The organism is Klebsiella sp. PK18, from assembly GCF_057784655.1.
The window spans coordinates 916,017-941,608 of sequence record NZ_CM173493.1 but is presented as its reverse complement, the minus strand read 5'-3'; the positions used below and the strand labels follow the sequence as shown (position 1 = coordinate 941,608).

The window sequence follows — 25,592 nt, the reverse complement described above, 5'->3', positions numbered from 1 at the left end:
CATGCGCTATATCGCTGGCATTGATATTGGCAACTCATCGACAGAGGTCGCCCTGGCGACGGTCGATGACGCAGGTGTGCTGAACATCCGCCACAGCGCGCTGGCTGAAACCACCGGTATTAAAGGCACATTACGTAATGTGTTCGGTATTCAGGAGGCGCTAACACAGGCGGCAAAAGCGGCAGGCATTCAGGTCAGCGATATCTCGCTTATTCGCATTAACGAAGCCACGCCGGTCATTGGCGATGTGGCGATGGAGACCATCACGGAAACCATCATCACCGAGTCCACCATGATCGGCCACAACCCGAAGACACCCGGCGGCGTCGGACTGGGGGTCGGCATCACCATCACACCGGAGGCGCTGCTGTCCTGCGCTGCGGACGCCCCCTATATTCTGGTGGTCTCCTCAGCCTTTGACTTTGCCGATGTCGCTGCGATGGTCAATGCGGCGACGGCAGCGGGCTATCAGATTTCCGGCATTATTTTGCAGCAGGATGACGGCGTGCTGGTCAATAACCGGCTACAGCAACCGCTGCCGGTGATCGATGAAGTTCAGCATATCGACCGTATTCCACTTGGCATGCTGGCGGCGGTCGAGGTCGCTTTACCCGGCAAGATTATCGAAACGCTCTCCAACCCCTATGGTATTGCCACCGTTTTCAATCTCAACGCCGAAGAGACCAAAAATATCGTGCCAATGGCGCGGGCGCTGATTGGCAATCGTTCGGCCGTAGTGGTGAAAACCCCCTCCGGCGACGTCAAGGCACGGACTATTCCGGCGGGGAATCTGCTGCTCATCGCTCAGGGGCGCAGCGTACAGGTTGATGTGGCCGCCGGGGCGGAAGCCATCATGAAGGCGGTTGACGGCTGCGGCAAACTGGACAACGTCGCGGGAGAAGCGGGCACCAATATCGGCGGCATGCTTGAGCATGTGCGCCAGACCATGGCTGAGCTTACCAATAAGCCAGCTCAGGAGATCCGCATTCAGGATCTGCTGGCCGTTGATACGGCGGTGCCGGTCAGCGTGACCGGTGGCCTGGCGGGGGAGTTCTCGCTGGAGCAGGCGGTGGGTATCGCCTCGATGGTCAAGTCGGATCGCCTGCAGATGGCCCTGATCGCCCGTGAAATTGAGCACAAACTGCAGATTGCGGTTCAGGTGGGTGGCGCTGAGGCGGAAGCGGCCATTCTCGGGGCGCTCACCACTCCCGGCACCACGCGCCCGCTGGCGATCCTCGATCTGGGCGCCGGGTCGACCGACGCCTCCATTATCAATGCGCAAGGAGAGATCAGCGCCACTCACCTGGCCGGCGCCGGCGATATGGTCACGATGATCATCGCCCGCGAGCTGGGGCTTGAGGACCGCTACCTGGCGGAAGAGATCAAAAAATACCCGCTGGCGAAAGTCGAAAGCCTGTTTCATCTGCGTCATGAAGACGGCAGCGTCCAGTTTTTTCCGTCGGCCTTACCACCGGCGGTATTTGCCCGCGTCTGCGTGGTGAAACCGGATGAACTGGTTCCCCTGCCCGGCGATCTGCCGCTGGAGAAAGTGCGCGCCATTCGCCGTAGCGCCAAATCACGCGTCTTTGTCACCAACGCCCTGCGGGCGTTACGCCAGGTGAGTCCTACCGGCAACATTCGCGACATCCCGTTCGTAGTGCTGGTGGGCGGCTCGTCCCTCGATTTCGAGATCCCCCAGCTGGTCACCGACGCGCTGGCGCACTACCGGCTGGTTGCCGGGCGCGGCAACATCCGCGGCAGTGAAGGCCCGCGCAATGCGGTCGCCAGCGGATTACTCCTTGCCTGGCAAAAAGGAGGTACGCATGGAGAGTAGCCTCGTCACCCCCGCCATCGTCATTGCGGTCACTGACGAATGCAGCGAACAGTGGCGCGATGTCCTGCTGGGCATTGAAGAGGAAGGCATTCCTTTCGTTCTGCAACCGCGGACCGGCGGCGATCTTGTCCATCACGCCTGGCAGGCGGCGCAGCGTTCGCCGCTGCTGGTGGGCATCGCCTGCGACCGGGAACAGCTCATCGTGCACTACAAAAATTTACCCGCATCAACTCCGCTGTTTTCGCTGAGGTATCACCAGGACAGGCTGGCCCGGCGAAACACTGGCAACAATGCGGCTCGTCTCGTCAAAGGGATCCCATTTCGGGATCGCAATGCTTAATCCACAGGAGAACACAATATGAATAACGCACTAGGACTGGTTGAAACGAAAGGCCTGGTTGGCGCCATTGAAGCCGCTGATGCAATGGTGAAATCCGCCAACGTGCAGTTGATTGGTTACGAAAAAATTGGCTCCGGGCTGATTACCGTGATGGTCCGCGGAGACGTCGGCGCAGTCAAAGCCGCCGTTGACGCCGGGAGCGCGGCGGCCAGCGTGGTCGGCGAGGTCAAGTCCAGCCATGTGATCCCACGCCCGCACAGCGATGTTGAGGCCATTCTGCCGAAATCCGTCTGACCTTGAAACAAGGAGCACTGCGTGAAGCAATCACTGGGATTACTTGAGGTCAGCGGCCTGGCCCTGGCCATCACCTGCGCCGACGCCATGGCGAAAGCGGCCGCCATCACGCTGCTCGCCCTGGAAAAGACCAACGGCTCCGGCTGGATGGTGGTGAAGATCGCCGGTGATGTGGCCTCTGTCCAGGCGGCGGTGATGACCGGGGCCGAACTCGCCGACCGGCAGCAGGGGCTGGTGGCGCAGAAGGTTATCGCCAGGCCCGGCGCAGGCCTGCTGCCAGCCCGCGTCGAAGCGCCTTCACCAGCACCTGACGCTGCTCTGGAAGAGGAGAACGCCACCGTAATGGATGAGCGCAGAGATCCCGCAGACACCCTCCCCCGCCCTGCGGAGCAGGTGACCTGCAACCTGTGCCTGGACCCGCACTGTCCACGGCAAAAAGGCGAACCTCGCTCGCAGTGCCTGCACGCCGGTAAACGAGGTGACGCGTAATGGATAAACAACAGCTGGCTTCAACAGTCAACAAAGTGCTGGATGAGATGCGCCAGCGTCCCATCCCAATCGGTATCTCCAGTCGCCATATCCATTTAGCGGCGGAGGACTATGCCAGGCTCTTTCCCGCTCAGCCCATCCAGCCGAAAAAAGCGCTGCTGCAGCCCGGGCAGTATGCCGCAGAGCAGACGGTGACTCTGGTTGGCCCCAAAGGACGATTAAATAACGTGCGCCTGCTCGGCCCTTTGCGCCAGACCAGCCAGGTGGAAATCTCACGCACCGACGCCCGGACCCTCGGTATCGCCGCGCCGCTGCGCATGTCAGGCAATCTGCAGGACACGCCAGGGATCCGCCTGATAAGCCCCTTTGCCGAACTGGAGCTGAGCAGCGGGACGATCGTAGCCCAACGACATATTCATATGTCCCCGCTCGATGCCCTGATCCTGCGCGTCGCCCATGGCGATAGCGTCGCGGTGGCGATCGAAGGCAGCGACAGGCGGCTTATCTTCGACAATGTAGCGGTCCGCGTAGCCCCGGATATGCGTCTTGAGATGCACATCGATACTGACGAAGCCAATGCGGCAGGCGCTGACGCTGCGCAGGCCTGGGCTACGCTGGTGACGAAGCCATGAACCACGCGATGCTGCAGCGTATCGTCGAAGAGGTCGCCGCCCGTCTGCGCCGTCGCGCCCGGAGTACGGCCACGCTCAGCGTGGCCCAGCTCGGCGAAGCGGATATCCACAGCCTGCTGTGCCAGCACGCTTCGCTGCGCATCGTGCAGGTGGATTTACCGCTGCTGGAGCAGCTTACCGGCCAGCGCGCGCTGACGGCCGCCGGTTGCGCGTTGCATGAGGCGATGGCCTGGGGCGTTCGGGTACAGCTAACGCTGCTTCCCGCCCTGCTCCCCGCGCTGGCGGTAAAAAAACTCGCCCGTTTGCCGCTGACGTTCAGCGACCCGCCTGGCCAGCCCGTCAGACTTCACGCCGCGTCGGTGCTCACCTACGCCGATGTAGCCCGCCTCCACGGAGGTTATCTGGTGCTGCGCCGCCGCCCCATTATCACCGCCCTCGCCCGCGAAGCGGCCGTCGCGCGGCATGTTCAATTGATTACGCAGGAGTGAACTATGCATCTGGCACGCGTGACCGGCGCCGTCGTCTCGACGCAAAAATCGCCCTCTCTGAACGGCAAAAAACTGCTGCTGGTGCGCCGGGTAAGCACAGACGACGAACATCCATTTCCGCCCGCGAGCGGCGATGAAGTGGCGGTAGATTCGGTTGGCGCTGGCGTCGGCGAGCTGGTGCTGCTCTGCAGCGGCTCGAGCGCACGCCACGTCTTTAGCGGCCCGAATGAGGCTATCGATCTTGCCGTTGTGGGTATTGTTGACTCACTTTCACGCTAAGGGGGCGCCTGTGGCTATTTATACCCGAACCGGCGATGCCGGCAGTACATCACTCTTTACCGGCCAGCGGGTCAGCAAGACGCATCCGCGCGTCGAAGCCTACGGCACCCTGGATGAACTGAACGCTGTGCTGAGCCTGTGCGTCTGCGCCGTCGCTGAAGAGAAACATCGCACCCTGCTCGAAGCCCTGCAGCAGCACATTTTCTGGTTCAGCGCAGAACTTGCCAGCGACAGCGAACAGCCATCACCTGGCCAGCGCTACATCAGCAGCGAAGAGATTGCCCTGCTGGAGCAGACGATCGATCGCGAGATGGCCTGCGTGCCGGCGCTGCACCAGTTTGTGTTGCCCGGGCGGTGCGAAGCCGCCAGTCGCCTGCACCTGGCCCGCACCGTTGCCCGTCGGGCGGAACGCCGGCTGGTCGAGCTGGCGGCAGAGGTCACTCTCCGTCAGATACTGCTGCGTTATCTGAACCGCTTATCTGACTGTCTGTATGCCCTGGCGCGCAGCGAGGATCATGCCGATCACCAGCGCCGGCTCGTCGCGGAGATCGCGGCCCGCTACCTGGCCGCCAGCGGGTCGCCTTCGCCCGACGCGCCCAAAGCCCAGGCCGGGGCACTCTCCTTTCACGAGCTGCATCAGCTTACCCGTCAGGCTATCGAACACGCCCGCCAGCTGCAGGTGCCGGTGGTGGTCAGCATCGTTGACGCACACGGTACCGAAACCGTGACCTGGCGAATGCCCGATGCGCTGCTGGTCAGCAGCGAGCTGGCGCCGAAAAAAGCCTGGACCGCCGTCGCCATGAAAACCGCCACCCACGAGCTCGCGACGACCGTACAGCCAGGCGCTGCGCTGTACGGTCTGGAGAGCCATCTGCAGGGCAAAGTCGTCACCTTTGGCGGCGGATATCCGCTGTGGCGCGATGGCCAGCTAATAGCCGGCCTCGGGATTAGCGGCGGCAGCATCGAGCAGGATATGGCTATTGCACAGGCTGCTATGGCGGCCTTTAACGTGAGAACACATCAATGAATACAGCAGAACTGGAAACCCTTATCCGCACCATTCTCAGCGAAAAGCTCGCGCCCGCCCCCGTTTCTCAGGAACAGCAGGGCATTTTCCGCGACGTCGGCAGCGCCATCGACGCCGCCCATCAGGCTTTTCTCCGCTATCAGCAGTGTCCGCTAAAAACCCGCAGCGCCATTATCAGCGCGCTGCGGGAGACGCTGGCCCCCGAGCTGGCGACGCTGGCGGAGGAGAGCGCCACGGAGACCGGCATGGGCAACAAAGAAGATAAATATCTGAAAAATAAAGCTGCCCTTGAGAACACACCGGGCATTGAGGATCTCACCACCAGCGCCCTCACCGGCGATGGCGGGATGGTGCTGTTTGAGTACTCGCCGTTCGGGGTTATTGGCGCCGTGGCGCCCAGCACCAACCCAACGGAAACCATTATCAACAACAGTATCAGCATGCTGGCGGCGGGTAACAGCGTCTATTTCAGCCCTCATCCCGGCGCGAAAAAGGTCTCGTTAACGCTTATTGCCAGGATCGAAGAGATCGCCTACCGCTGCAGCGGGATCCGTAACCTGGTGGTCACCGTTGCCGAGCCGACCTTTGAGGCCACCCAACAGATGATGGCCCACCCGCTGATTGCCGTTCTGGCTATCACCGGCGGCCCTGGCATTGTGGCGATGGGCATGAAAAGCGGTAAAAAAGTGATCGGCGCTGGCGCCGGCAATCCGCCGTGCATCGTTGATGAAACGGCCGATCTCGTCAAAGCCGCCGAAGATATCATCAGCGGCGCCGCCTTCGATTACAACCTGCCCTGTATCGCCGAAAAAAGCCTGATCGTCGTCGCCTCCGTCGCTGACCGCCTGATCCAGCAGATGCAGGATTTTGACGCGCTGCTGTTGAGCCCGCAGGAGACCGATACCCTGCGAGCCGTCTGCCTGCCCGACGGCGCGGCGAATAAAAAACTGGTTGGTAAGAGCCCGGCTGAGCTGCTGGCGGCCGCCGGTCTCGCCGTCCCTTCCCGCCCCCCTCGCCTGCTGATAGCCGAGGTGCAGGCGAACGACCCCTGGGTGACCTGCGAGCAACTGATGCCGGTGCTGCCGATCGTCCGGGTCGCCGATTTTGATAGCGCCCTGGCGCTGGCCCTGCGCGTTGAGGAGGGTCTGCACCACACCGCCATTATGCACTCGCAGAATGTCTCGCGGCTCAATCTGGCGGCACGCACGCTGCAGACCTCCATTTTTGTCAAAAATGGTCCGTCTTACGCGGGTATCGGCGTCGGCGGCGAAGGGTTTACCACCTTCACCATCGCCACGCCAACCGGAGAAGGCACCACCTCCGCGCGGACGTTCGCCCGCCTGCGGCGCTGCGTGTTGACCAACGGTTTTTCCATTCGCTAGCCGGGGGCGCCATGCACACCTTTTCTCTGCAAACGCGCCTCTACAGCGGCCCGGGCAGCCTGGCCGCGCTGCAGCGCTTTAGCCATCAGCACATCTGGATCGTCTGCGACGGCTTCCTGGCGCGCTCGCCGCTGTTCGAGCGGCTGCGCGCCGCGCTGCCCGCCAGCAACCGCGTCAGCGTGTTCAGTGATATTACACCGGATCCGACCATTCACACCGTGGCGAAAGGGATAGCGCAGATGCAGGCCCTGCGTCCGCGGGTGGTGATCGGCTTCGGCGGCGGCTCGGCGATGGACGCCGCCAAGGCGATCGTCTGGTTCAGCCAGCAGGGCGGGCTGCCTGTCGACACCTGCGTGGCGATCCCCACCACCAGCGGTACCGGGTCGGAAGTGACCAGCGCCTGCGTCATCAGCGACCCGGAAAAAGGGATCAAGTACCCGCTGTTCCATGAGGCGCTCTGTCCCGACATGGCGATCCTCGACCCAACGCTGGTGATCAGCGTACCGCCCACCATCACAGCCCATACCGGACTGGACGTCCTGACCCACGCCCTTGAGGCATGGGTATCGCCGCAGGCCACCGATTTTACCGATGCGCTGGCGGAAAAGGCCGCCAGGCTGGTGTTTCGCGCCCTACCCGTTGCGGTTCGCCAGGGCGACTGCGTTGCGACCCGCAGCAAAATGCACAATGCTTCAACCCTTGCCGGTATGGCCTTTAGCCAGGCTGGCCTTGGGCTCAATCATGCTATCGCCCATCAGCTTGGCGGCCAGTTTCACCTCCCCCATGGCCTGGCCAACGCGCTGCTGCTGACCGCGGTGATCCGCTTCAACGCCGGCGAGCCGCGAGCGGCGAAGCGCTATGCGCGCCTGGCCAGGGCCTGCCGGTTCTGCCCGCCGGAAGCTGGCGAACAGGAGGCTCTCCAGGCGCTGCTTGCCGCGGTGGAAACACTGAAACAGCAGTGCGCCATTCCCACCCTCAAGGGCGCCTTGCAGGAAAAATATCCCCTTTTCTTATCGCGAATTCCCGCCATGGTGCCGGCCGCGCTGGCTGACGCCACCCTGCGCACCAACCCGCGCCCGGTCGATGGTGAGGCCATCGCGCAACTGCTGGAGAGCCTGCAATGAGTGAAGCGATAGTGCCACTACCAGACATTGACGCGGCGGAGATCCGCGAGCGCGTCCGGGCCGCCGGCGTGGTGGGCGCCGGTGGGGCGGGCTTTCCGACCCACATCAAACTGCAGGCCAGGGTGGATACCGTGCTGGTGAACGCCGCTGAATGCGAACCGATGCTGAAGGTTGATCAACAGCTGATGGCGCAGCAGGCTGACCGGCTGATTCGCGGCCTGGGTTACGCAATGACCGCCACCGGCGCCCGGGAAGGGATCATTGCCCTGAAGGCGAAATATACTCCGGCGATTGCGGCGTTAACCCCGCGACTACCGGAATGGGCCCGGCTGCATATTCTGCCTGATGTCTATCCGGCCGGGGATGAGGTGCTCACTATCTGGCTGGCGACGGGTCGTCGCGTGCCGCCTGCCGCGCTGCCGGTCAGCGTCGGCGTAGTGGTCAATAACGTTCAGACGGTACTCAATATCGCCAGAGCCGTGGAGCAGGGCTATCCGGTGACCCGCCGGACGTTGACCGTCAATGGCGCTGTCGCCCGTCCGCTGACGCTGACTGTCCCGCTGGGCATGTCGCTGCGCGAGGTGCTGGCCCTGGCCGGCGGCGCGACGGTTGCCGAACCGGGGTTTATCAACGGCGGTCCGATGATGGGCGCACTCATCACCTCCCTCGAGACACCGGTCACCAAAACCACCGGCGGCCTGCTGGTGCTCCCGGGCAACCATCCATTGATCCAGCGACGGCGGCAGGATGAACGCACCCTGCTCGCCATCGCCCGCACCGTCTGCGAACAGTGCCGTTTATGCACAGATTTATGCCCCCGGCACCTGATCGGCCATGAGCTTTCTCCCCACCTGCTGGTGCGGGCGGTGAACTATCGCCAGGCGGCCACCCCGTCGCTGCTGCTCAGCGCCCTGACCTGCTCGGAGTGCAACGTTTGCGAGAGCGTCGCCTGCCCGGTGGGGATTTCCCCCATGCGCATCAACCGTCTGCTGAAACGTGAGCTGAGGGCGAAAAACCTGCGCTACGAGGGACCGCTACGTCCGGCGGACGAGATGGCGAAGCACCGCCTGGTGCCGGTCAAACGGCTCATCAGCAAACTGGGGCTTGATCCCTGGTATCAGGAGGCGCCGCTGACGGCGGTGGAGCCGGAGGTGGGCTGCGTCACCCTGCCGCTGCGCCAGCATATCGGCATCAGCGCCGTTCCCTGCGTCGCACCGGGAGAGCGAGTAACGCGCGGCCAGCTGCTGGCAGACATCCCTGCCGACGCCCTCGGTGCGCCGGTACACGCCAGTATTGACGGCCAGGTCTCCGCCATCACGGAGCAGGCCATTACGCTTGTAAGAGGTTAATCATGACCCAGGCTATCGGAATTTTAGAACTGACCAGCATCGCCAGGGGAATGGAGCTGGGCGACGTCATGCTGAAAAGCGCGAACGTACAGCTCCTGCTCTGCAGAACCCTTTGTCCCGGGAAATTCCTGCTGATGCTCGGCGGCGACGTCGGCGCCGTGCAACAGGCAATCGCCGCCGGCACGGCGCGCGCCGGGGAGATGCTGGTGGACAGCCTGGTGCTGGCCAACATTCACCCCAGCGTACTGCCGGCGATCAGCGGACTCAACGTGGTCGAGCAGCGGCAGGCGGCGGGGATCGTCGAAACCTGGAGCGTGGCAGCGTGCATCAACGCCGCCGACCGCGCGGTGAAAGCGGCCAACGTCACCCTGGTTCGCGTTCATATGGCGTTTGGTATCGGCGGCAAATGCTACATGGTGGTGGCGGGTGATATCGCCGATGTCGACAACGCCGTCACGGTGGCCAGCGACAGCGCAGGCGAGAAAGGATTACTGGTTTACCGGGCAGTGATCCCGCGACCGCACGATGCGCTGTGGCAACAGCTGATGGAGGGATAATGGAACCGCAAACCCCTACCGAACGCATGATCCAGGAGTATGTCCCGGGCAAACAGGTCACTCTGGCGCATCTCATCGCCAATCCGGGCAAAGATCTGTTCAAAAAGCTGGGTCTGCCGGACGCGGTCTCCGCCATCGGCATTCTCACCATTACCCCCAGTGAGGCGTCAATCATCGCCTGCGACATCGCCACCAAGTCTGGCGCGGTGGAGATCGGCTTTCTCGATCGCTTCACCGGCGCGGTGGTGTTGACCGGCGATGTCTCCGCGGTGGAGTACGCGCTCAGGCAGGTCACACGCACCCTTGGTGAGCTGATGCGCTTCACCGCCTGTCCAATTACCCGGACCTGAGCCCATGAAACGCCTGATGCTTATCGGACCCAGTCAGTGCGGCAAAACCTCGCTGACCCAGGTATTGCGTGGCGAAACCCTGCGTTATCAAAAAACGCAGGCCATCGTCTGGACGCCGACCGCCATCGACACCCCGGGGGAATATCTGGAAAACCGCTGCCTGTACAGCGCGCTGCTCACCAGCGCCTGCGAGGCCGATGTCATCGCGCTGGTACTGAATGCCGATGCGCCCTGGTCACCCTTTTCTCCGGGGCTTACCGCTCCGATGAACCGCCCGGTCATCGGGGTGATCACCAAAGCCGATTTAGCCGCCCCGCCCCGTCTGCAACAGGTCCGGGCATGGCTCGAGGCAGCAGGCGCCGAAAATATCTTTATCACCAGCGCGTTAACCGGCGACGGGCTTGATGACCTGCTCGCCTGCCTGAACGCAGAGGAATATCAATGACCTATAAAATCATGGCGATCAACGCCGGCAGCTCCTCCCTGAAATTTCAGCTGCTTAACATGCCGCAGGGAGCGTTGCTCTGCCAGGGGCTGATCGAACGTATTGGCCTGCCCGAGGCCCGCTTCACGCTGAAAACGCCGACGCAGAAATGGCAGGAGACGCTGCCCATCGCCGATCACCATGAGGCAGTGACCCTGCTGCTGGAGGCGCTGACCGGCCGCGGGATCCTGAGCAGCCTGCAGGAGATAGACGGCGTTGGCCACCGCGTCGCCCACGGCGGCGAACGCTTCAAAGACGCCGCGCTGGTCTGCGACGACACCCTGCGGGAGATCGAACGCCTGGCGGAGCTGGCGCCGTTGCATAACCCGGTCAATGCGCTGGGCATTCGTCTTTTTCGCCAGCTGTTACCCGCGGTACCGGCGGTGGCAGTTTTTGATACCGCCTTTCACCAGACCCTGGCGCCGGAGGCCTGGCTCTATCCCCTGCCCTGGCGCTATTACGCCGAGCTGGGCATTCGCCGCTACGGTTTTCACGGCACCAGCCATCACTATGTCAGCAGCGCGCTGGCGGAAAAGCTGGGCGTACCGCTGAGCGCCCTGCGGGTAGTGAGCTGCCACCTGGGCAATGGCTGTAGCGTCTGCGCCATCAAAGGCGGGCAGTCGGTGAATACCTCAATGGGTTTTACTCCCCAGTCCGGGGTGATGATGGGCACCCGCAGCGGCGATATCGATCCGTCGATTCTTCCCTGGCTGGTGGAGAAAGAGGGGAAATCCGCCCTGCAGCTCAGCCAGCTGCTGAATAATGAATCCGGGCTGCTGGGCGTCTCCGGCGTGTCTTCTGATTACCGCGACGTCGAACAGGCAGCCGACGCCGGCAACGAAAGGGCGGCTCTGGCGCTGTCGCTGTTTGCCGAACGCATTCGCGCGACTATCGGCAGCTATATCATGCAGATGGGAGGTCTGGACGCGCTGATCTTTACCGGCGGCATAGGCGAGCATTCCGCCCGGGCGCGGGCGACGATCTGCCGCAATTTGCATTTTCTCGGCCTCGCACTGGACGACGAGAAAAACCAGCGGAGCGCGACCTTTATTCAGGCGGATAATGCGCTGGTCAAAGTGGCGGTGATCAACACCAATGAAGAGCTAATGATTGCCCGCGACGTCATGCGTCTTGCCTTGCCGCAGGCGCGCGAGCTGGCGGTGTCGGCCTAAACGACGTACCTCCTCTTGCGGAGAATCATGGTAACCGGCGGGTCGCCATGCCACTATGCGCCCTGGCGAAGGTAAGCGGAAAGGTGAAAACGTGGCTGTTGCACAATGTCCCGCCTCGTGCGGAGAACTTATCCAGGGCTGGATCCTCGGCAGCGAAAAGCTGGTCTCCTGCCCGGTGGACTGGTACAGCACCGTCGAGGTCGAGACCGGGGTGCCGCGAAAAGATGAGCGGCCGCTGTCACGGGCGATGGTCGACCAGCTGCTGGCCCACTGGGGCTACCCCCCAGCGCTGAGCCAGCAGATCCGCATCACCCTGCACTCAACGATCCCGGTGGCCAAAGGGATGGCCAGCAGCACCGCCGATATCGCTGCCACCGCCGTCGCCACCGCCCATCATCTGGGCCATCTACTGGATGAGCCGACGCTGGCGCGCCTGTGCGTCGCGCTGGAGCCTACCGACAGCACCCTGTTTCGCCAGCTGACGCTGTTCGACCATAATACCGCCGCCACGCAAATCGCCTGTCCCCCTCCGCCAGCGCTCGACCTGTTAGTACTGGAGAGCCCGCTGACGCTGCGCACCACCGACTACCACCAGCTGCCGCGCGAGCCGGGTCTGTTGGCTAACGCCTCCCGGCTGCAGCTGGCGTGGGAGAAAGTACAGCAGGCCTGCCATTGCGGCAGCCCACAGCTACTGGGCGAAGCGGCGACCATCAGCGCCATCGCCAGCCAGCAGCTGTTGCCCAAACCGGGGTTTGACGCGCTACTGCAACTGGTGGAAAGCGCAGGATTGTATGGCCTTAACGTGGCGCACAGCGGCAGCGTCGTCGGCCTGTTGCTGGACCGCCGTCGTCATGACGTCGAATTTCTGCAATGGCGACTGGCAGACAGCGACATCGCCGCCCACTGGCCGCAGCAGCATCTGCTGGCGATGGTGCGTGGGGGCGTCACCCTGCAGTAGCCCTCAGGCCAGCACCCGCTGCAGCGCCGCCAGCAGCTGGTCGTTTTCGCTGGCGCTACGGATCGCCACCCGGAAATAACGGCTATCCAGCCCCGGGTAGTTGGCGCAGCTGCGGATCAGCACATGCTGGCGCAACAGGGCGTATTGCAGGTCAAGCCCTGGCCTGTCGCAGCGCAAGAACAGATAGTTGGCGCGCCCGGGCCATACGGTCAGCCCGGTAATCTCTTTCAGTCGTGAACAGAAACGCGCCCCCTCCTCCTGCAGCCACTGCCAGGTGGCCCGCTGATACGCCCGGTCCTGGAGGATGATCTCTCCGGCCAGGGCGGCATAGGCATTGATGGACCACGGCATTTGTCGCTCGCGCAGCCGGGCCACTGCCTGGGCGTCAGCGTTGAGCAGGTAGCCAAGACGCAGCCCAGGAATGGCATAAAATTTGGTGAGCGAGCGCAGAACCCAGACGTGCGGGTGCTGCGCCAGCAGGGGAATAAATCCCGGCTGGTCGGGCATAAAATCGAGGAAGGCCTCGTCAAGGATCAGGCTGATGTTCAGCGCCCGACAGCGCTGCGCAATGGCTTCCAGCAGGCCCCGCTCCGGCAGCAGGCCGGTGGGGTTATTCGGGGTGCAAAGAAACAGGCAGTCCAGCGCCGGAGTCAGGGCATCGAGGATGGCGTCAGTCAGCTGCCAGCCATCGCACTCCCGGAGGGCATACTCCACCACCTCGCAGTCCACCGTCTGCAGCGCCCGCCGGTACTCCGCGAAACCAGGAATGACGATCATCGCCCGCCGCGGCTTAAGGCCGTGGACGAGGGTGAAGATCGATTCAGTTTCGCCGTTGCCGGCAAGGATATGCGCCGCCGGCAGCTGATGGTGGGCAGCCAGCGCCTGATGCAGCTGTTGATATTCAACGTCAGGGTAGCGCTCGGCGCAGCCTGGGTTGTCGACGATCGCCTGCCTGAGCGAAGCTGGCATCCCCAGCGGATTGATGTTGGCGCTAAAATCCAGCAGCTCGCCGGGCGCAATACCCAGCAGGGCGGCGGCCTCGCGGATGTTACCGCCATGGGCGCTTTTCAGTAAGGCCATATCCCTTTCCTGTGTGGTTATCCGCGACGGGCCAGCGTCGCGCCGTCGGCGAAGTAGGCTTTAATCCCGGCGAGGATCGACTCGGCTACCTCCTGCTGGAATTTGGCCGTTTTCAGCTTCCGCTCTTCTTCCACGTTACTGATAAACGCCGTCTCCACCAGAATGGAGGGGATATCCGGCGCCTTCAGCACCGCAAAGCCCGCCTGCTCTACCCGATTCTTGTGCAGGTTATTGATATTGCCCATTTTCTCCAGCACCACCTTGCCAAATTTGAGGCTGTCGGCGATGGTCAGGGACTGCACCATATCGAACATGGTGTGGTCGACATAGCGGTCGCCGCTCTTGCTGACCCCACCGATCAGATCCGAGGCATTCTGCGTCTGGGCGAGATATTTTGCCGCGGTACTGGTGGCCCCCCTGGTAGAGAGGGCAAACACTGAGGAACCGCTGGGCTGGCGGCTGGTAAAGGCGTCGGCGTGAATCGACACGAACAGGTCGGCGCGCTGCTTCTGCGCCTTGGCGACACGCACCTTCAACGGGATAAACACGTCTTCGTTGCGGGTCATATAGGCCTTCATATTGCCTTCTTTGTCGATCAGCGCCCGGAGGCGGCGGGCAATCTGCAGCACCACATCTTTCTCGCGGGTGCGATACTTCCCCACGGCGCCGGAGTCTTCGCCGCCGTGTCCGGGATCGAGCATAATGACAATCGGCCGGTCACGCCCGGCTTTGCCCGGCTGCGGTCCGCTTTGCGCCGGCGGCACCTGACGCTCCAGATCGCCTTTGTTGTAATCCTCGAGCAGCGCCAGCAGCGGATCCTGAACATCGGTGGCGTTGGCGGGGTAGAGGTCCATCACCAGACGCTCTTTAAAGCCGGCCACCGGCGCGAGGGCAAACAGCTGCGGCTTAACGTTCTGCTTGAGCTCAAAAACCATGCGCACGGTTTGCGGATCAAACTGGCCCACGCGAGCGGACTGAATAAAGGGGTCGTCATCGCGGATCTGCCCCCCCATGCCCTTCAGCACAGAGTTCAGGTTAACCCCTTCCAGATCCACCACCACCCGCTCCGGGTTACTGAGGGCAAACTGCCGGTATTTCAGCACATGATTCGATTCTACCGTGACGCGCGTGTAGGTCGATGCTGGCCAGACGCGAACAGCGACCACCCGCGCATCGGCAGCCAGCCCCACAGGGCTCACGCTCATTAACCACATGGCGCCCGCGCCCTGCAGCAGACGGCGACGGCTTAATCCAGAGTTGTTTCCCGACATGCCACTCCCAAGCAATAAAAACGCATTTGTACCCAAAACAAACAGATTGACCAGAAACTTTAACGAAAGGCATATAACCTGTCATCTATAAAAGGGTAAACATTCATTGACACCCTGCGCCGGGTCACATGTTTTTCGTGGCTTAGCCTAAAATTGGCACTTGCGTTTAACAGCAAAACAGAATAAAAATACAATAATTACGAATAATCATGCATTGAGGGTTTGTCATGGTGAAGGAACGTCGCACTGAACTGGTAGAAGGATTCCGCCATTCTGTTCCCTATATTAATGCCCATCGGGGAAAAACGTTTGTCATCATGCTGGGCGGCGAAGCCATTGAGCATGAAAATTTCTCAAATATTGTCAATGACATAGGATTATTGCATAGCCTGGGCATTCGCCTGGTCGTGGTCTATGGCGCCCGCCCGCAGATTGACGCTAACCTCGCCGAGCACCACCACGAGCCGGTCTATCACAAGCAGACGCGAGTGACTGACGCTAAAACGCTTGAGCTGGTTAAGCAGGCGGCGGGGATGCTGCAGCTGGAGATCACCGCCCGCCTGTCGATGAGCCTCAACAATACCCCGCTGCAGGGGGCCCATATCAACGTTGTCAGCGGCAACTTTATCATCGCCCAGCCGCTGGGCGTCGATGACGGCGTCGATTATTGCCACAGCGGACGCATTCGCCGCATTGACGAAGAGGCGATTCATCGTCAGCTCGACAGCGGCGCCATTGTCCTGATGGGGCCGGTCGCGGTGTCGGTCACCGGCGAGAGCTTTAACCTGACTTCGGAAGAGATCGCCACCCAGCTGGCCATCAAGCTGAAGGCGGAGAAAATGATCGGCTTCTGTTCGTCGCAAGGGGTTTACAACCAGGCCGGGGAAATCGTCTCCGAACTGTTCCCTAATGAGGCGCAGGCCCGCGTCGAAGAGCTGGAAGCGGACGAAGATTATAACTCCGGCACCGTGCGCTTCCTGCGCGGGGCCGTGAAGGCCTGCCGCAGCGGCGTGCGGCGCTGCCACCTGATCAGCTATCAGGAAAATGGCGCGCTGCTGCAGGAGCTGTTCTCACGCGACGGCATCGGCACCCAGATCGTCATGGAGAGCGCGGAGCAGATCCGCCGGGCGACCATCAACGATATCGGCGGTATTCTTGAGCTGATAAGCCCGCTTGAGCAGCAGGGCATCCTGGTGCGCCGCTCCCGCGAGCAGCTGGAGATGGAGATCGACAAATTCACCATTATTCAGCGCGATAACACCACTATCGCCTGCGCTGCCCTCTATCCTTTCCCGGAAGAGAAGATCGGCGAAATGGCCTGCGTGGCGGTGCATCCGGATTACCGGAGCTCGTCGCGGGGAGAGGTGCTGCTGGAGCGTATTGCCGCTCAGGCCAGACAGATGGGACTGAGCAAGCTGTTCGTGCTAACCACCCGCAGCATCCACTGGTTCCAGGAGCGCGGCTTCACGCCGGTGGATATCGACCTGCTGCCGGAGAGTAAAAAGCAGATGTATAACTATCAGCGCCGGTCGAAGGTGCTGATGGCCGACCTCGCTTAAGCCCTTCTTCACCCTTTCTAACGGCCCGGGATAGCGCGACGCTTATCGCTTTATCCTGGGCCGGTCTCCCGCCACTCTTCGCGCCAGCGCTCGTCTGCGGTACGCGGGCTAAATTCCTGGTTTCCGCGCAGACCATTTCTTTCTCGCTGGCTCACCGATATGCTACTGGCTGTCGACAGGACGTCGACTGGCGCCACGGCCGCCACCCGCCCTGCAAGGATCGCTGAAATAATGGAAACCAAACCGAACTGGCTGGTCAGACATATCAACCTCATTACCGCCACGGTCACCCTCTATCCGTGGTTGCTGATGATACTGCTCCTCTGGGATAACCAGCGCCATCATCAGCATGGTTATGCCGCACTCGGCGCCGCCATCGCGATATTATTCCTGCTGGCCCTGACATCCGGCATGAATGTTCTCATCTCCTCGCTGGTGATTTTTGTTGCCCGCTGTTCCTCCCCACCGCTGGCCAGCGGCGCGGCAGTCCGCTTTTGCGCCATGAACTCGATATCGGTGCTCTGGCTCATCCCCCTGGTCTTCAGCTACTGATTTTTCTGCCAGTCCGGGCAACGGGCTGCATTATTTTCCCATCGCCCGGATGCGGCCTCTCAGGGGGCTTCGCGCCCGGCGAAAATCTCCGCCAGGCCGCTGCGCCGCTCGGTGCGCGTCACAATGGCCTGGGAGAGCACCTGCTCGTCGGCATAGAGTGACAATCGCTGTTTCGCACGGGTGATCGCCGTGTAGACCAGTTCGCGGGTCACCAGCGGGACGCTGCGCGCCGGCAGGATCAGCGCCGCATGTTCGAACTCGGAGCCCTGCGATTTATGCACGGTCATCGCCCAGGCGGTATCATGCTCCGGCAGGCGACTCGGTTGCACCGACTTGATGGTGCCGTCGGGCATCAGGAACCACACCCGCAGCTCGCCGTTGCGCTCCAGCGCTATGCCGATATCGCCGTTAAACAGCCCCAGCGCGCTGTCGTTGCGCGATATCATGATCGGTCGGCCGTCATACCAGCGGGAGTGGCGCGGCAGGGCGATCGCCCGCTGGCGGTTGAGCCGCTGCTCCAGCCGCTCATTGACGCCGCTCACGCCGTACGGCCCTTCACGCAGCGCGCACAGCAGCTGGAATTCGCTGAAAGCGGCCAGCATGGCCTGCGGTTCGGCCCGCTCGCGGCGCAGCTGCAGGTAGCGTTCATAGCCCTGCTGGGCCGCGCCGAGCATGGCCTCGTACTCTTCAGTCGTGCTGAGGGGATGAAGCGCGATATCGTCAAACGGCTGGCGCAGCGTGGCCTTCACCTCCGCGCGCGCGCCAGCATTCACCGCCCGCGCCAGGCTCCCGATGCCGGAGTGACTGCCGAAGCGATAGCTCTTTTGCAGCAGGCACAAGCTGTCTCTCAGCGCGCCAGCGATAGCCCCCTCGCCCGCCGGCACCGGCGAACCGGTCAGCCGGGTCAGCTCCTGCGCCCGCGCGGCAGTGTAGCCCGAGCTCGCCCAGGCGCAGATATCCCCCAGCACCGCCCCCGCTTCCACGGAGGCCAGCTGGTCGCGATCGCCGAGGAAAATCACCCGCCCGTGGGCCGGCAGCGCGTCGATAAGCCGCGACATCATCGGCAGGTCAATCATCGAGGCTTCATCCACGACCAGCACATCCAGATGCAGCGGGTTGCCGGCGTGATAGCGCATGCGCTGGCTGCCGGGCTGGGCGCCCAGCAGACGATGCAGCGTGCTGGCCTCGGTGGGAATTAACGCTTTCTGCGCGTCGGTCAGCGGCAGCTTTCTCAGCGCCGCGCCCAGCGATTCGGTCAGGCGCGCCGCCGCTTTCCCCGTCGGTGCCGCCAGGCGAATACGACAGCGTGGACTGTCGTCAATCTGGATCAGCGCCGCCAGAAGCTTCGCCACGGTGGTGGTTTTCCCGGTCCCGGGACCACCGGAGATCACCGAGATACGGCGGGTCAGCGCCACCGCCGCGGCCACTTTTTGCCAGTCGGTTTCGCCAGTGGCGGGAAACAGCGCATTTAGCGTTGACGCCAGCCGCGCCTCATCCATCTCCAGCACCCGGTTGGCTTCGTTAAAGAAGCGGGCGACGGTCAGCTCGTTGCGCCACATCCGGTTCAGATAGAGCCGGTCGCCGCACAAAATCATCGGCGCCGGAGCATCGCCGCAGCTCACCGCCGACGAAGCGAGCAGCAGCGCGGGCCAGTCCTCCGGCGCGCCGGCTTCGGCCAGCAGCCGATCGCGGATCTCCCCCGCTTTTCCGCTCAGCGCCTCGTCGCCGCTCAACCGCGACAGCGGCAGGCAAACGTGCCCCTCGCCAGCATCCCGGCTCAGCAAGGCCGCCGCCAGCATGACCGCCGGCGGGTCGTTTTGCGCCACCATCAGGGCAAACTGGACGTCCAGCGGCCGCAGCAGACGCTGCTCCACCGCCGCCAGCAGTAATTGTTCGAAAGTCATGAGGCCTCCTCCTGAGTTTCTCCGGCAAAAAGCTGATCCAAACCGTCAATCAGCGGTCTCACCGGCCGGGTGGTGAAGATCCCCTGCCCCCCCTCCTGCCCGTCCATGCCGCGCAGGAAAAGATAAATCACGCCGCCGAAGTGGCGGTCATAGTCATAATCGGCCAGCCGGTGGCGCAGATAGCGGTGCAGCGCCAGGCTGTACAACTGATACTGCAGATCGTAGCGGTGGGCACGCATCGCCTGCTCCATTGCCGGCCGGGTGTAGGCCTCGCGGTCTTCCCCCAGCCAGTTGGATTTGTAATCCAGCAGGTAATAACGGCCTTCGTGGCGGAAGACCAGATCGATAAAGCCCTTCAGCATGCCACGCACCTGGCGGAAATCCAGCGGTGGCGTGTCGGCGGAGAGGGGATCGTACTGGCGGATAAGCGCGTCAAGGCGCTCCGCCGTCAGCAGCTGAGCGATAGGCAGATAAAACGCCATCTCCACCTGTTTATCCCGCGCCGCAAGCTGATTGAGCGCAATATCCGCTCCCGGCAGGCGAGTCTTCAGCACGCCCCCCAGCCAGTCGGTCAGCACCGGCGCCCACTGCGCGTCAAACCCGCTCAGCTGCAGCTTCTCCGCCATCCATCCGTCCGGCACCGGCTGGGTGAAGTCCAGCTCCTCAAACAGGCTGTGCAGGAAGGTCCCCGGCGCGGCGCCGCGCGGAAACTGGTGCGGAGTCAGCTGCGGCTCTTCCACGACTTCGCCGACGCCGGCGGCATCGACATCCAGACGCGGCAGCAGATCCTGCCCGCCGCTGAAACCATGCTGTTGCAGTCCGGAGTAGCTGGTCACCCGCCAGTCGTCGGCGATGCGGCGCTGCAGCTCGCGCGCCGACAGCGGGGGGATGGTCGCCGCGGGCGCCTGCCACGGGGTCAGATCCAGCTCGCCCGGTCTCTGCAATGCAATATCGCCATGACAGAAGTCCGCCAGCCGCGCGGCCAGCCCGGCGGCGTCCATGGCTTCGCCCGCCTGCAACAGCCGCCCCAGCGCGCTGAGGTGGAAATCGCTGTTGCCGGATTTCCGGCTGCTGAGCGGCGCCACGCCGAGGCTGCAGTGCCAGACCGCACGGGTCAGGGCGACGTATAGCAGGCGCAGATCTTCCGCCAGCCGTTCCGCCTCCGCCAGCTCGAGACTGGCCTCATCCTGGCCCAGATCCAGTACCGCCGCGAACGTCTCGCGATCGTGGTAGAACGCCTGGTCCTGTTTACGAAACCGGGCGATAAACGGCAGCCAGACCAGGGGGTACTCCAGCCCTTTTGACTTGTGAATGGTGACAATTTGCACGAGGTGCTTATCGCTTTCGAGACGCATCTGCTGGCTGGCGGCGTTGCTGTCCGGCTCGGCGATATGCTGCGCCAGCCAGCGCACCAGGGCATGCTCGCTTTCCAGCTGGCTGGCCGCCTCCTGCAGCAGTTCGCTGATATGCAGAATGTCGGTTAAGCGCCGCTCGCCGCCGCGGGTCGCCAGCAGATTCTCGGCGATATGCCGGGCCGTCATCAACGCCCGCAGCATCGGCATCACTCCGCGCTGACGCCAGATCTGGCGGTAGTCGCTGAACTCCTCCACCAGCGCGTCCCACGCCTGCTCATCCTGATTGAGATTTTCAATATCCAGCGCGGTCAGGCCAAACATCGAGGTAGCCAGCGCGCTGCGCAGGGTATTTTCCCGCTCCGGGGCCAGCACCGCCTGCAGCAGCCAGAGCAGCTCCTGGGCCTCCAGCGTCTCGAAAACGCTGTCGCGGTTGGAGAGGTAGACCGAGGGGATGCCCAGCGTCTGCAGCGCTTCACGCACCTGCGCCGCCTCCAGCCGGTTGCGCACCAGCACGGTGATATCCGAGGCCTGCACCGGGCGCGAGGTTTCCCCGCGCCACAGCAGCGCGCGCCCCTGCTGCCCGGCGCTCAGCCAGTCGCGGATCTGCGTGGCGCAGAGCTGCGCCATAAACGTTTGATAATCGCCAGACCCGACGGTGTCGCCGGGCATCAGCCAGACGTTCATCGCCGGTACGTCCGCCGCGTCAACGGTAAAGCGCAGCCCCTGATTCTTTGCCGCCGCCTTCACCGGCAGAAACGGGATCTCGCGGAACATGAAGGGGTTATCGCTGAGGCTGAACAGCCGATTGACGCTGCTCACCATGCCCGGCGAGGAGCGCCAGTTGGTATCGAGGGTGTAGTGCGCGGTAACGTCGCCGCGCGCTTTCATATAGGTAAAGATATCGGCGCCGCGAAAGGCGTAGATGGCCTGCTTCGGATCGCCGATCAGCAGCAGCGCCGTCTCCGGCTGCCGGCGCCAGATGCGGCGAAAAATCCGGTACTGCTGGGGGTCGGTGTCCTGAAATTCATCGATCATCGCCACCGGAAAACGCTGGCGAATGGCGCTGGCCAGCGTCTCGCCGCTGTCGCCGCGCAGCGCCTCGTCAAGCCGGCTGAGCATATCGTCAAACCCCAGCTCGCCGCGGCGGCGCTTTTCGCGGGCGACCGCATCGCGGATCTCGACCATCGCTCTCGCCAGCACCAGATCGGTGAGCGTCAGCGAGGAGGCCAGCAGCGACTCTACGGCGCTAAACAGCGGGTGCACCGGCGGTTCGCCACCGGCTTTGGTGCGCTCGAGCAGAAACGACTGGGCAAATTTCTCCAGCGCGTCGGGCAGCTGGTAGCTTAACGTCTCTTCCTGCGCCCAGGCGTTCACTTTCTCAAGCCATTTGCCCTGGTTGCCACGATTGTATTTCCGCCGGTCGAGCCCGGAATTTTCCAGCACGCCTTCGATCTCGCCCACCTGCTCGCGCCACTGCTGCTTGAGCGAGTCAATGCGGCCGATGATCTGCTGATGGCGTTCAGCCAGCGTCTCGTCGGGGGCCGGCGGCGACTTAAGCTGCGGCGCTTCGCCCTGCAGCCAGCGGTCAAGAGACTTCAGCAGATCGCGCGGCCCTTTCCAGACGTCGTGGATCACCGCCGCGATATCGCGGGTCAGCGGATAGCAGTGGCGGCGCCAGAAGTCAGCGCAGGCCTGATAGCGCAGGCGGGATTCATCCTCGATCAGTTGCTGCTCGAACAGCATGCCCGACTCGAAGGCGTTAAGGCTCAGCATCCGTTGGCAAAAGCCGTGGATGGTGAATACCGCCGCCTCGTCCATCTGCCGTTCAGCCAGCAGCAGCGTCTTCGCGGCGTCGTCTTTATCATCGATCTCCGCCAGCAGCGCGCTGTAGAGCGGATTGTCGGATTCGCCGCGCAGGCAGGCGATGCGCAGTTCGTGGATGTTGCTGCGGATACGCCCGCGCAGCTCTTCGGTCGCCGCCTCGGTAAAGGTCACCACCAGCAGCTCTTCAACGCTGATAGCGCGGGAATAGGCGGACTCGCCGCCCAGCCCCAGCAGCAGCCGCAGATACAGCGCGGCGATGGTAAAGGTTTTTCCGGTGCCCGCAGAGGCTTCTATCAGGCGCTCGCCCCTCAGGGGCAAGCGCAGGGGATCCAAAGACTCAGCGGTGTCGGTCATTCATTCTCTCGCATCAGGGGTAAGGATTGCTGCAATGCGCTGACGTTTTCCCACACTTTGCCGCCTTTCGGCTGGGCATAGTCCGCTTTGCCATTCTGGCTACCGGAAATCTGGGACAATATCGTCATGCCCTGCGGATCCACCACCGTCTGATGGAAGAAGTCGGCAAGTTTTTGCGGCGTCAGCAGTTTAATCTGAGCCACTACTTTATCACGTGAATCAAAACGCATATTACCGCGATCGAAATCTTTGCTCAGTTTCGAGGCTTCATCGCCCAGCGTCTGCGGCGCCTGCAGCATCTGGCTTATCACCGCCTGCTGGAGCTGAGCAAACTCTTCCGGCTTCATCGCCCGCAGCTTCGCCTCCGCGGTGGGAAAGAAGGCCTGGAACCGCTGCCAGAGGAAGGCCGGCTGCTTATCGCTACTCTGCAGCAGGAAGCCCATGCCCCACTGGCGCCCCACGTTCATCGGGAAGGCAAAGACCGCATAGCCGAGCTGCTCTTCAGTACGCAGCTGGTTGTAGAACCACGGCTGAATAATCTGCCCCAGCAGGGTGCTGGCGGCGGTGCTGCTGAACTCATCCACGTTGGGCGGCGCGAACACCGCGGCCAGCGCGGAGTCGGTGCTGTTGCCCGCTTTGTTGAAGATCGCCAGCTGCTGCCGGTTCACCACCACGTCTTTATTGCGGCACCATTCGTTGCCGTCAGCGCCCAGCTGCTGCTGGATCTGGCGGGCCAGCGTCGTGGCGGCATCGGCGGTCATATTGCCGATCACCATCAGTTCAGGACGCCCCTTGGTTTTCAGGTTGGCGCGGTAGTCGAGCACCTCTTTAAGAGTGATGGAGGGCAGCAGCGCCCGGCGCACTTCGCGCTGGAAGTACGGCACCTGGGAGACCATCTGGATCGGCATTATCGCCTGATCGTAGGCTTTGCCTTTCTCGGCGGAGTCCATCATCTGCGCATACCAGGATTTGGCCTGCTCCAGCTGCTCCTCGGTCGGCGTATAGCTGAAGTATCCCTGCAACAGATCGCTGAACAGTGCCGGAAGGTGCTGGGTATAGCCGTTGGCATTGACCATTAATCCGTTATTAGCGCCGGTGGAGAACGAAATGCCGCCGACCGCCGCCTGGTTACTGAGCTGATCGAGGGCGATGCCGGCGAGATAATCGTTGAGGGCAAACATCACCTGCCGGCGAGCGCTGTCCATCGCCTGGGGATTACGCAGCACCAGGGAGATATCCGCCTTCGGCTCGCTGGCAAAATACTGGCTCGGGGCATACACCACCCGCAGCGTCGGTTCATCAAGGATCAGCTGCGGATGCGGCCAGGCTTTATCGCTTTTGATGAGGGTGAAATCATCCGGAATATAGGGGTTGAGCACCGGCAGCTGCAGCTGGATGGCCTGCGATTTTTGCTGCCAGTCAGCGAACGTCTGCTCGCTAATCTTATCCACCTGATACGGCGCATCGACAAAATAGGCCGTCTTGTTATGCGGCTCCTGGGGGCTGATATACCAGATACGGGCGTTCTGCGGGGTCATCATCGCCAGCCGATCTTTGATCGCCTGCGGGTCGTACTGGTCGGCAATATTCACCACGTCCAGCGCATGCTCGACCGGCACCCGGATCATGGTATCCGCCAGCCATTCCACGTAGTCCATGTCGCGGTTGATCGACGGATAGCGGAAATCCAGCGCCAGCACATGCGCCAGTTCATCGAAGTACCGTTTGTCGATGCCCTGAGTACGCAGGAGGTCGAGATAGCTGAAAATGGCCGCCGTCACTTCGTCGCGGTGCGTCAGGCCTTTATCGGTGAGGGTGGCAGAGATCGCCAGTACGCCGCTGTTGCCGTTTACCACCGGATCGGAATCGGCGCGGATACCTTCCGCCAGCCCCTGCTTTTGCAGCCAGTCGGAGAGCGTGCCCGGGCTGCGGTTGCCGATGAGATAGGTGACCAGCTCATCGGTTTTGCTGCGGAAGCGATCGCTGTTGTTGTCGATGCGAAACTCGACGCGCAGCACTTTGCGCGGCATCGCCGGCACATAGTGAATAATGATGCCTTTTTGCGCATCCGTTACCACCGGGACGGTAATTTCCGGCCTGCTGATCTGACGATTCGGCACGCGGCCAAAGGTGTCAGCAGCCATCCGCGCCAGCGCCGGCAACGGCTTGTTGCTGTAGATCACCGCTTTCATCAGGTTGGCGGAGTACCAGCTATCGCGGAAGGTATGCAGCGCGTCAAGTACCGGGCTGCCGGGCTTATCGCTGAGCGTCTCGAGGTTACCACCGGAGAAGTGGGCCGCCGGGTGGGCCGGGTTGATGGTCTCCGCGCTGACCTGGGCCATGCGCATCCCGTCTCGCGTCCGGGCCATCGTCAGTTCGGCGTTGACCGCGTTACGTTCGCGATCGGCATATTTCTTATCCAGCAGCGGCGCGGCGATGGCGTCGGCCAGGCGGTCTACGGCCCCGTCCAGCGCATCATTTTCCACTTCGAGATAAAACGCGGTGCGGTAAGGCGCGGTGCTGGCGTTATGGCTGCCGCCGTGCAGTTTAAGAAACTCTGCAAGGCTGTCAGGCTGGGGATATTTTTGCGACCCCATCAGCGTCATATGTTCCAGAAAATGCGCCAGCCCCTGATGATCGGCCGGATCCTGCAGGGATCCCACCGGCACCACCAGCGCCGACAGCGATTTCACCGCCTGCGGATCGGAAACCAGCAGCACGACCATGTCGTTATCAAGGCGGATCGCCTGATACTGACGCGTATCTTTTTCGCTTTTGCGGATCGTCTCCTGAATCGGCTGCCATCCGGTGTCGGCCTGACTAAACGGCGCCCAGAGGGCGGCCAGCACAACAAAAACCTTGAACCATAAACTGCGGGGCATTCACGAACCTCATCATTAACAAACTTGCGCTGCACAGCGTGCAGCCTTTTAT

General features: G+C 62.5%; 23 protein-coding genes. 18 read left to right on the top strand and 5 right to left on the bottom strand.

The window, feature by feature from the left end; translation table 11 throughout:
* The first annotated feature begins 1 nt into the window (after position 1).
* The 16 genes from AC3EMD_RS04670 (at position 2) to AC3EMD_RS04595 (ending at position 12,759) form a co-directional block, all read left to right on the top strand.
* The gene (locus AC3EMD_RS04670; RefSeq protein ID WP_016161756.1) at positions 2–1,834 is read left to right on the top strand and encodes a diol dehydratase reactivase subunit alpha; all 1,833 of its coding nucleotides are present in this window, start codon (positions 2–4) and stop codon (positions 1,832–1,834) included.
* On the top strand, positions 1,824–2,174 hold the full coding sequence (locus tag AC3EMD_RS04665; RefSeq protein ID WP_012540672.1) for a glycerol dehydratase reactivase beta/small subunit family protein: 351 nt from the start codon (positions 1,824–1,826) through the stop codon (positions 2,172–2,174). The genes AC3EMD_RS04670 and AC3EMD_RS04665 overlap by 11 nt, the downstream gene beginning before the upstream one ends.
* A gap of 18 nt (positions 2,175–2,192) precedes the next feature.
* A complete protein-coding gene (gene pduJ, locus AC3EMD_RS04660; RefSeq protein ID WP_002915806.1) occupies positions 2,193–2,468 on the top strand; it encodes a propanediol utilization microcompartment protein PduJ in 276 nt (91 codons plus the stop codon).
* Positions 2,469–2,489: 21 nt separating this feature from the next.
* Positions 2,490–2,957, top strand: coding sequence for a BMC domain-containing protein (locus AC3EMD_RS04655; protein ID WP_012967299.1), 468 nt, complete (start codon positions 2,490–2,492; stop codon positions 2,955–2,957).
* Positions 2,957–3,589 carry a phosphate propanoyltransferase gene (locus AC3EMD_RS04650; protein ID WP_012540670.1) on the top strand — a complete coding sequence of 211 codons (633 nt, stop codon included), beginning with the start codon at positions 2,957–2,959 and terminating at the stop codon, positions 3,587–3,589. The genes AC3EMD_RS04655 and AC3EMD_RS04650 overlap by 1 nt, the downstream gene beginning before the upstream one ends.
* A complete protein-coding gene (pduM, locus tag AC3EMD_RS04645; protein WP_049139872.1) occupies positions 3,586–4,077 on the top strand; it encodes a microcompartment protein PduM in 492 nt (163 codons plus the stop codon). Before AC3EMD_RS04650 ends, pduM begins: the two co-directional genes overlap by 4 nt.
* Positions 4,078–4,080: 3 nt before the next feature.
* Positions 4,081–4,356 (top strand): EutN/CcmL family microcompartment protein, encoded by a 276-nt coding sequence (locus AC3EMD_RS04640; RefSeq protein WP_008806309.1) that lies wholly within the window; start codon positions 4,081–4,083, stop codon positions 4,354–4,356.
* 10 nt (positions 4,357–4,366) lie between these two features.
* Positions 4,367–5,383, top strand: a complete 1,017-nt coding sequence (gene pduO / locus AC3EMD_RS04635; RefSeq protein WP_302073949.1) for a two-domain cob(I)yrinic acid a,c-diamide adenosyltransferase PduO — start codon at positions 4,367–4,369, stop codon at positions 5,381–5,383.
* Complete coding sequence (pduP, locus tag AC3EMD_RS04630; RefSeq protein ID WP_032755433.1) at positions 5,380–6,765, top strand: CoA-acylating propionaldehyde dehydrogenase PduP; 1,386 nt, start codon at positions 5,380–5,382, stop codon at positions 6,763–6,765. Before pduO ends, pduP begins: the two co-directional genes overlap by 4 nt.
* Before the next feature lie 11 nt (positions 6,766–6,776).
* Positions 6,777–7,889 carry a 1-propanol dehydrogenase PduQ gene (gene pduQ / locus AC3EMD_RS04625; RefSeq protein WP_302073948.1) on the top strand — a complete coding sequence of 371 codons (1,113 nt, stop codon included), beginning with the start codon at positions 6,777–6,779 and terminating at the stop codon, positions 7,887–7,889.
* Positions 7,886–9,238, top strand: a complete 1,353-nt coding sequence (locus tag AC3EMD_RS04620) for a 4Fe-4S dicluster domain-containing protein (protein WP_117106254.1) — start codon at positions 7,886–7,888, stop codon at positions 9,236–9,238. The genes pduQ and AC3EMD_RS04620 overlap by 4 nt, the downstream gene beginning before the upstream one ends.
* 2 nt (positions 9,239–9,240) lie before the next feature.
* On the top strand, positions 9,241–9,795 hold the full coding sequence (gene pduT, locus AC3EMD_RS04615) for a propanediol utilization microcompartment protein PduT (protein ID WP_110204207.1): 555 nt from the start codon (positions 9,241–9,243) through the stop codon (positions 9,793–9,795).
* Positions 9,795–10,145: a propanediol utilization microcompartment protein PduU gene (pduU, locus tag AC3EMD_RS04610; protein WP_002915850.1), complete on the top strand. Its 351-nt coding sequence runs from the start codon at positions 9,795–9,797 to the stop codon at positions 10,143–10,145. Before pduT ends, pduU begins: the two co-directional genes overlap by 1 nt.
* 4 nt (positions 10,146–10,149) lie before the next feature.
* Positions 10,150–10,590, top strand: coding sequence for a propanediol utilization protein PduV (pduV, locus tag AC3EMD_RS04605; RefSeq protein WP_110204206.1), 441 nt, complete (start codon positions 10,150–10,152; stop codon positions 10,588–10,590).
* Entirely contained in the window at positions 10,587–11,801 is a 1,215-nt protein-coding gene (locus AC3EMD_RS04600; RefSeq protein ID WP_046621770.1) for an acetate/propionate family kinase, read from the top strand. Before pduV ends, AC3EMD_RS04600 begins: the two co-directional genes overlap by 4 nt.
* Before the next feature lie 91 nt (positions 11,802–11,892).
* The gene (locus tag AC3EMD_RS04595; RefSeq protein WP_141751820.1) at positions 11,893–12,759 is read left to right on the top strand and encodes an L-threonine kinase; all 867 of its coding nucleotides are present in this window, start codon (positions 11,893–11,895) and stop codon (positions 12,757–12,759) included.
* Positions 12,760–12,762: 3 nt separating this feature from the next.
* Here the strand turns inward: AC3EMD_RS04595 and cobD are convergent, their stop codons facing one another.
* Positions 12,763–13,839, bottom strand: a complete 1,077-nt coding sequence (cobD, locus tag AC3EMD_RS04590; protein ID WP_072124487.1) for a threonine-phosphate decarboxylase CobD — start codon at positions 13,837–13,839, stop codon at positions 12,763–12,765.
* Between the two features lie 17 nt (positions 13,840–13,856).
* The gene (amiC, locus tag AC3EMD_RS04585; RefSeq protein WP_302073947.1) at positions 13,857–15,110 is read right to left on the bottom strand and encodes an N-acetylmuramoyl-L-alanine amidase AmiC; all 1,254 of its coding nucleotides are present in this window, start codon (positions 15,108–15,110) and stop codon (positions 13,857–13,859) included.
* 227 nt (positions 15,111–15,337) lie between these two features.
* Here amiC and argA point away from each other — a divergent pair, with 227 nt between their 5' ends.
* Together argA and AC3EMD_RS04575 are read left to right on the top strand one after the other, a co-directional pair.
* Complete coding sequence (gene argA / locus AC3EMD_RS04580; protein ID WP_004149616.1) at positions 15,338–16,669, top strand: amino-acid N-acetyltransferase; 1,332 nt, start codon at positions 15,338–15,340, stop codon at positions 16,667–16,669.
* Between the two features lie 231 nt (positions 16,670–16,900).
* Positions 16,901–17,221 carry a hypothetical protein gene (locus AC3EMD_RS04575; protein WP_039102521.1) on the top strand — a complete coding sequence of 107 codons (321 nt, stop codon included), beginning with the start codon at positions 16,901–16,903 and terminating at the stop codon, positions 17,219–17,221.
* Between the two features lie 59 nt (positions 17,222–17,280).
* Here AC3EMD_RS04575 and recD read toward each other — a convergent pair whose 3' ends face one another.
* From recD to ptrA, 3 genes are read right to left on the bottom strand one after another with little or no spacing between them, the layout of a single operon-like run.
* Entirely contained in the window at positions 17,281–19,125 is a 1,845-nt protein-coding gene (recD, locus tag AC3EMD_RS04570) for an exodeoxyribonuclease V subunit alpha (protein ID WP_008806321.1), read from the bottom strand.
* Complete coding sequence (gene recB / locus AC3EMD_RS04565) at positions 19,122–22,658, bottom strand: exodeoxyribonuclease V subunit beta (RefSeq protein WP_110204205.1); 3,537 nt, start codon at positions 22,656–22,658, stop codon at positions 19,122–19,124. Before recB ends, recD begins: the two co-directional genes overlap by 4 nt.
* Positions 22,655–25,540, bottom strand: coding sequence for a pitrilysin (gene ptrA, locus AC3EMD_RS04560; RefSeq protein WP_023298177.1), 2,886 nt, complete (start codon positions 25,538–25,540; stop codon positions 22,655–22,657). The genes recB and ptrA overlap by 4 nt, the downstream gene beginning before the upstream one ends.
* Positions 25,541–25,592 lie beyond the last annotated feature (52 nt).

Excerpts from the sequence above, each read along its gene's own strand:
- AC3EMD_RS04670 (WP_016161756.1), top strand. The coding sequence starts at position 2 with ATGCGCTATATCGCTGGCATTGATATTGGCAACTCATCGACAGAGGTC.
- AC3EMD_RS04665 (WP_012540672.1), top strand. The coding sequence starts at position 1,824 with ATGGAGAGTAGCCTCGTCACCCCCGCCATCGTCATTGCGGTCACTGAC.
- pduJ (WP_002915806.1), top strand. The coding sequence starts at position 2,193 with ATGAATAACGCACTAGGACTGGTTGAAACGAAAGGCCTGGTTGGCGCC.
- AC3EMD_RS04650 (WP_012540670.1), top strand. The coding sequence starts at position 2,957 with ATGGATAAACAACAGCTGGCTTCAACAGTCAACAAAGTGCTGGATGAG.
- pduM (WP_049139872.1), top strand. The coding sequence starts at position 3,586 with ATGAACCACGCGATGCTGCAGCGTATCGTCGAAGAGGTCGCCGCCCGT.
- AC3EMD_RS04640 (WP_008806309.1), top strand. The coding sequence starts at position 4,081 with ATGCATCTGGCACGCGTGACCGGCGCCGTCGTCTCGACGCAAAAATCG.
- pduP (WP_032755433.1), top strand. The coding sequence starts at position 5,380 with ATGAATACAGCAGAACTGGAAACCCTTATCCGCACCATTCTCAGCGAA.
- pduQ (WP_302073948.1), top strand. The coding sequence starts at position 6,777 with ATGCACACCTTTTCTCTGCAAACGCGCCTCTACAGCGGCCCGGGCAGC.
- AC3EMD_RS04620 (WP_117106254.1), top strand. The coding sequence starts at position 7,886 with ATGAGTGAAGCGATAGTGCCACTACCAGACATTGACGCGGCGGAGATC.
- pduT (WP_110204207.1), top strand. The coding sequence starts at position 9,241 with ATGACCCAGGCTATCGGAATTTTAGAACTGACCAGCATCGCCAGGGGA.
- pduU (WP_002915850.1), top strand. The coding sequence starts at position 9,795 with ATGGAACCGCAAACCCCTACCGAACGCATGATCCAGGAGTATGTCCCG.
- pduV (WP_110204206.1), top strand. The coding sequence starts at position 10,150 with ATGAAACGCCTGATGCTTATCGGACCCAGTCAGTGCGGCAAAACCTCG.
- AC3EMD_RS04600 (WP_046621770.1), top strand. The coding sequence starts at position 10,587 with ATGACCTATAAAATCATGGCGATCAACGCCGGCAGCTCCTCCCTGAAA.
- cobD (WP_072124487.1), bottom strand. The coding sequence starts at position 13,839 with ATGGCCTTACTGAAAAGCGCCCATGGCGGTAACATCCGCGAGGCCGCC.
- amiC (WP_302073947.1), bottom strand. The coding sequence starts at position 15,110 with ATGTCGGGAAACAACTCTGGATTAAGCCGTCGCCGTCTGCTGCAGGGC.
- argA (WP_004149616.1), top strand. The coding sequence starts at position 15,338 with ATGGTGAAGGAACGTCGCACTGAACTGGTAGAAGGATTCCGCCATTCT.
- AC3EMD_RS04575 (WP_039102521.1), top strand. The coding sequence starts at position 16,901 with ATGGAAACCAAACCGAACTGGCTGGTCAGACATATCAACCTCATTACC.
- recD (WP_008806321.1), bottom strand. The coding sequence starts at position 19,125 with ATGACTTTCGAACAATTACTGCTGGCGGCGGTGGAGCAGCGTCTGCTG.
- recB (WP_110204205.1), bottom strand. The coding sequence starts at position 22,658 with ATGACCGACACCGCTGAGTCTTTGGATCCCCTGCGCTTGCCCCTGAGG.
- ptrA (WP_023298177.1), bottom strand. The coding sequence starts at position 25,540 with ATGCCCCGCAGTTTATGGTTCAAGGTTTTTGTTGTGCTGGCCGCCCTC.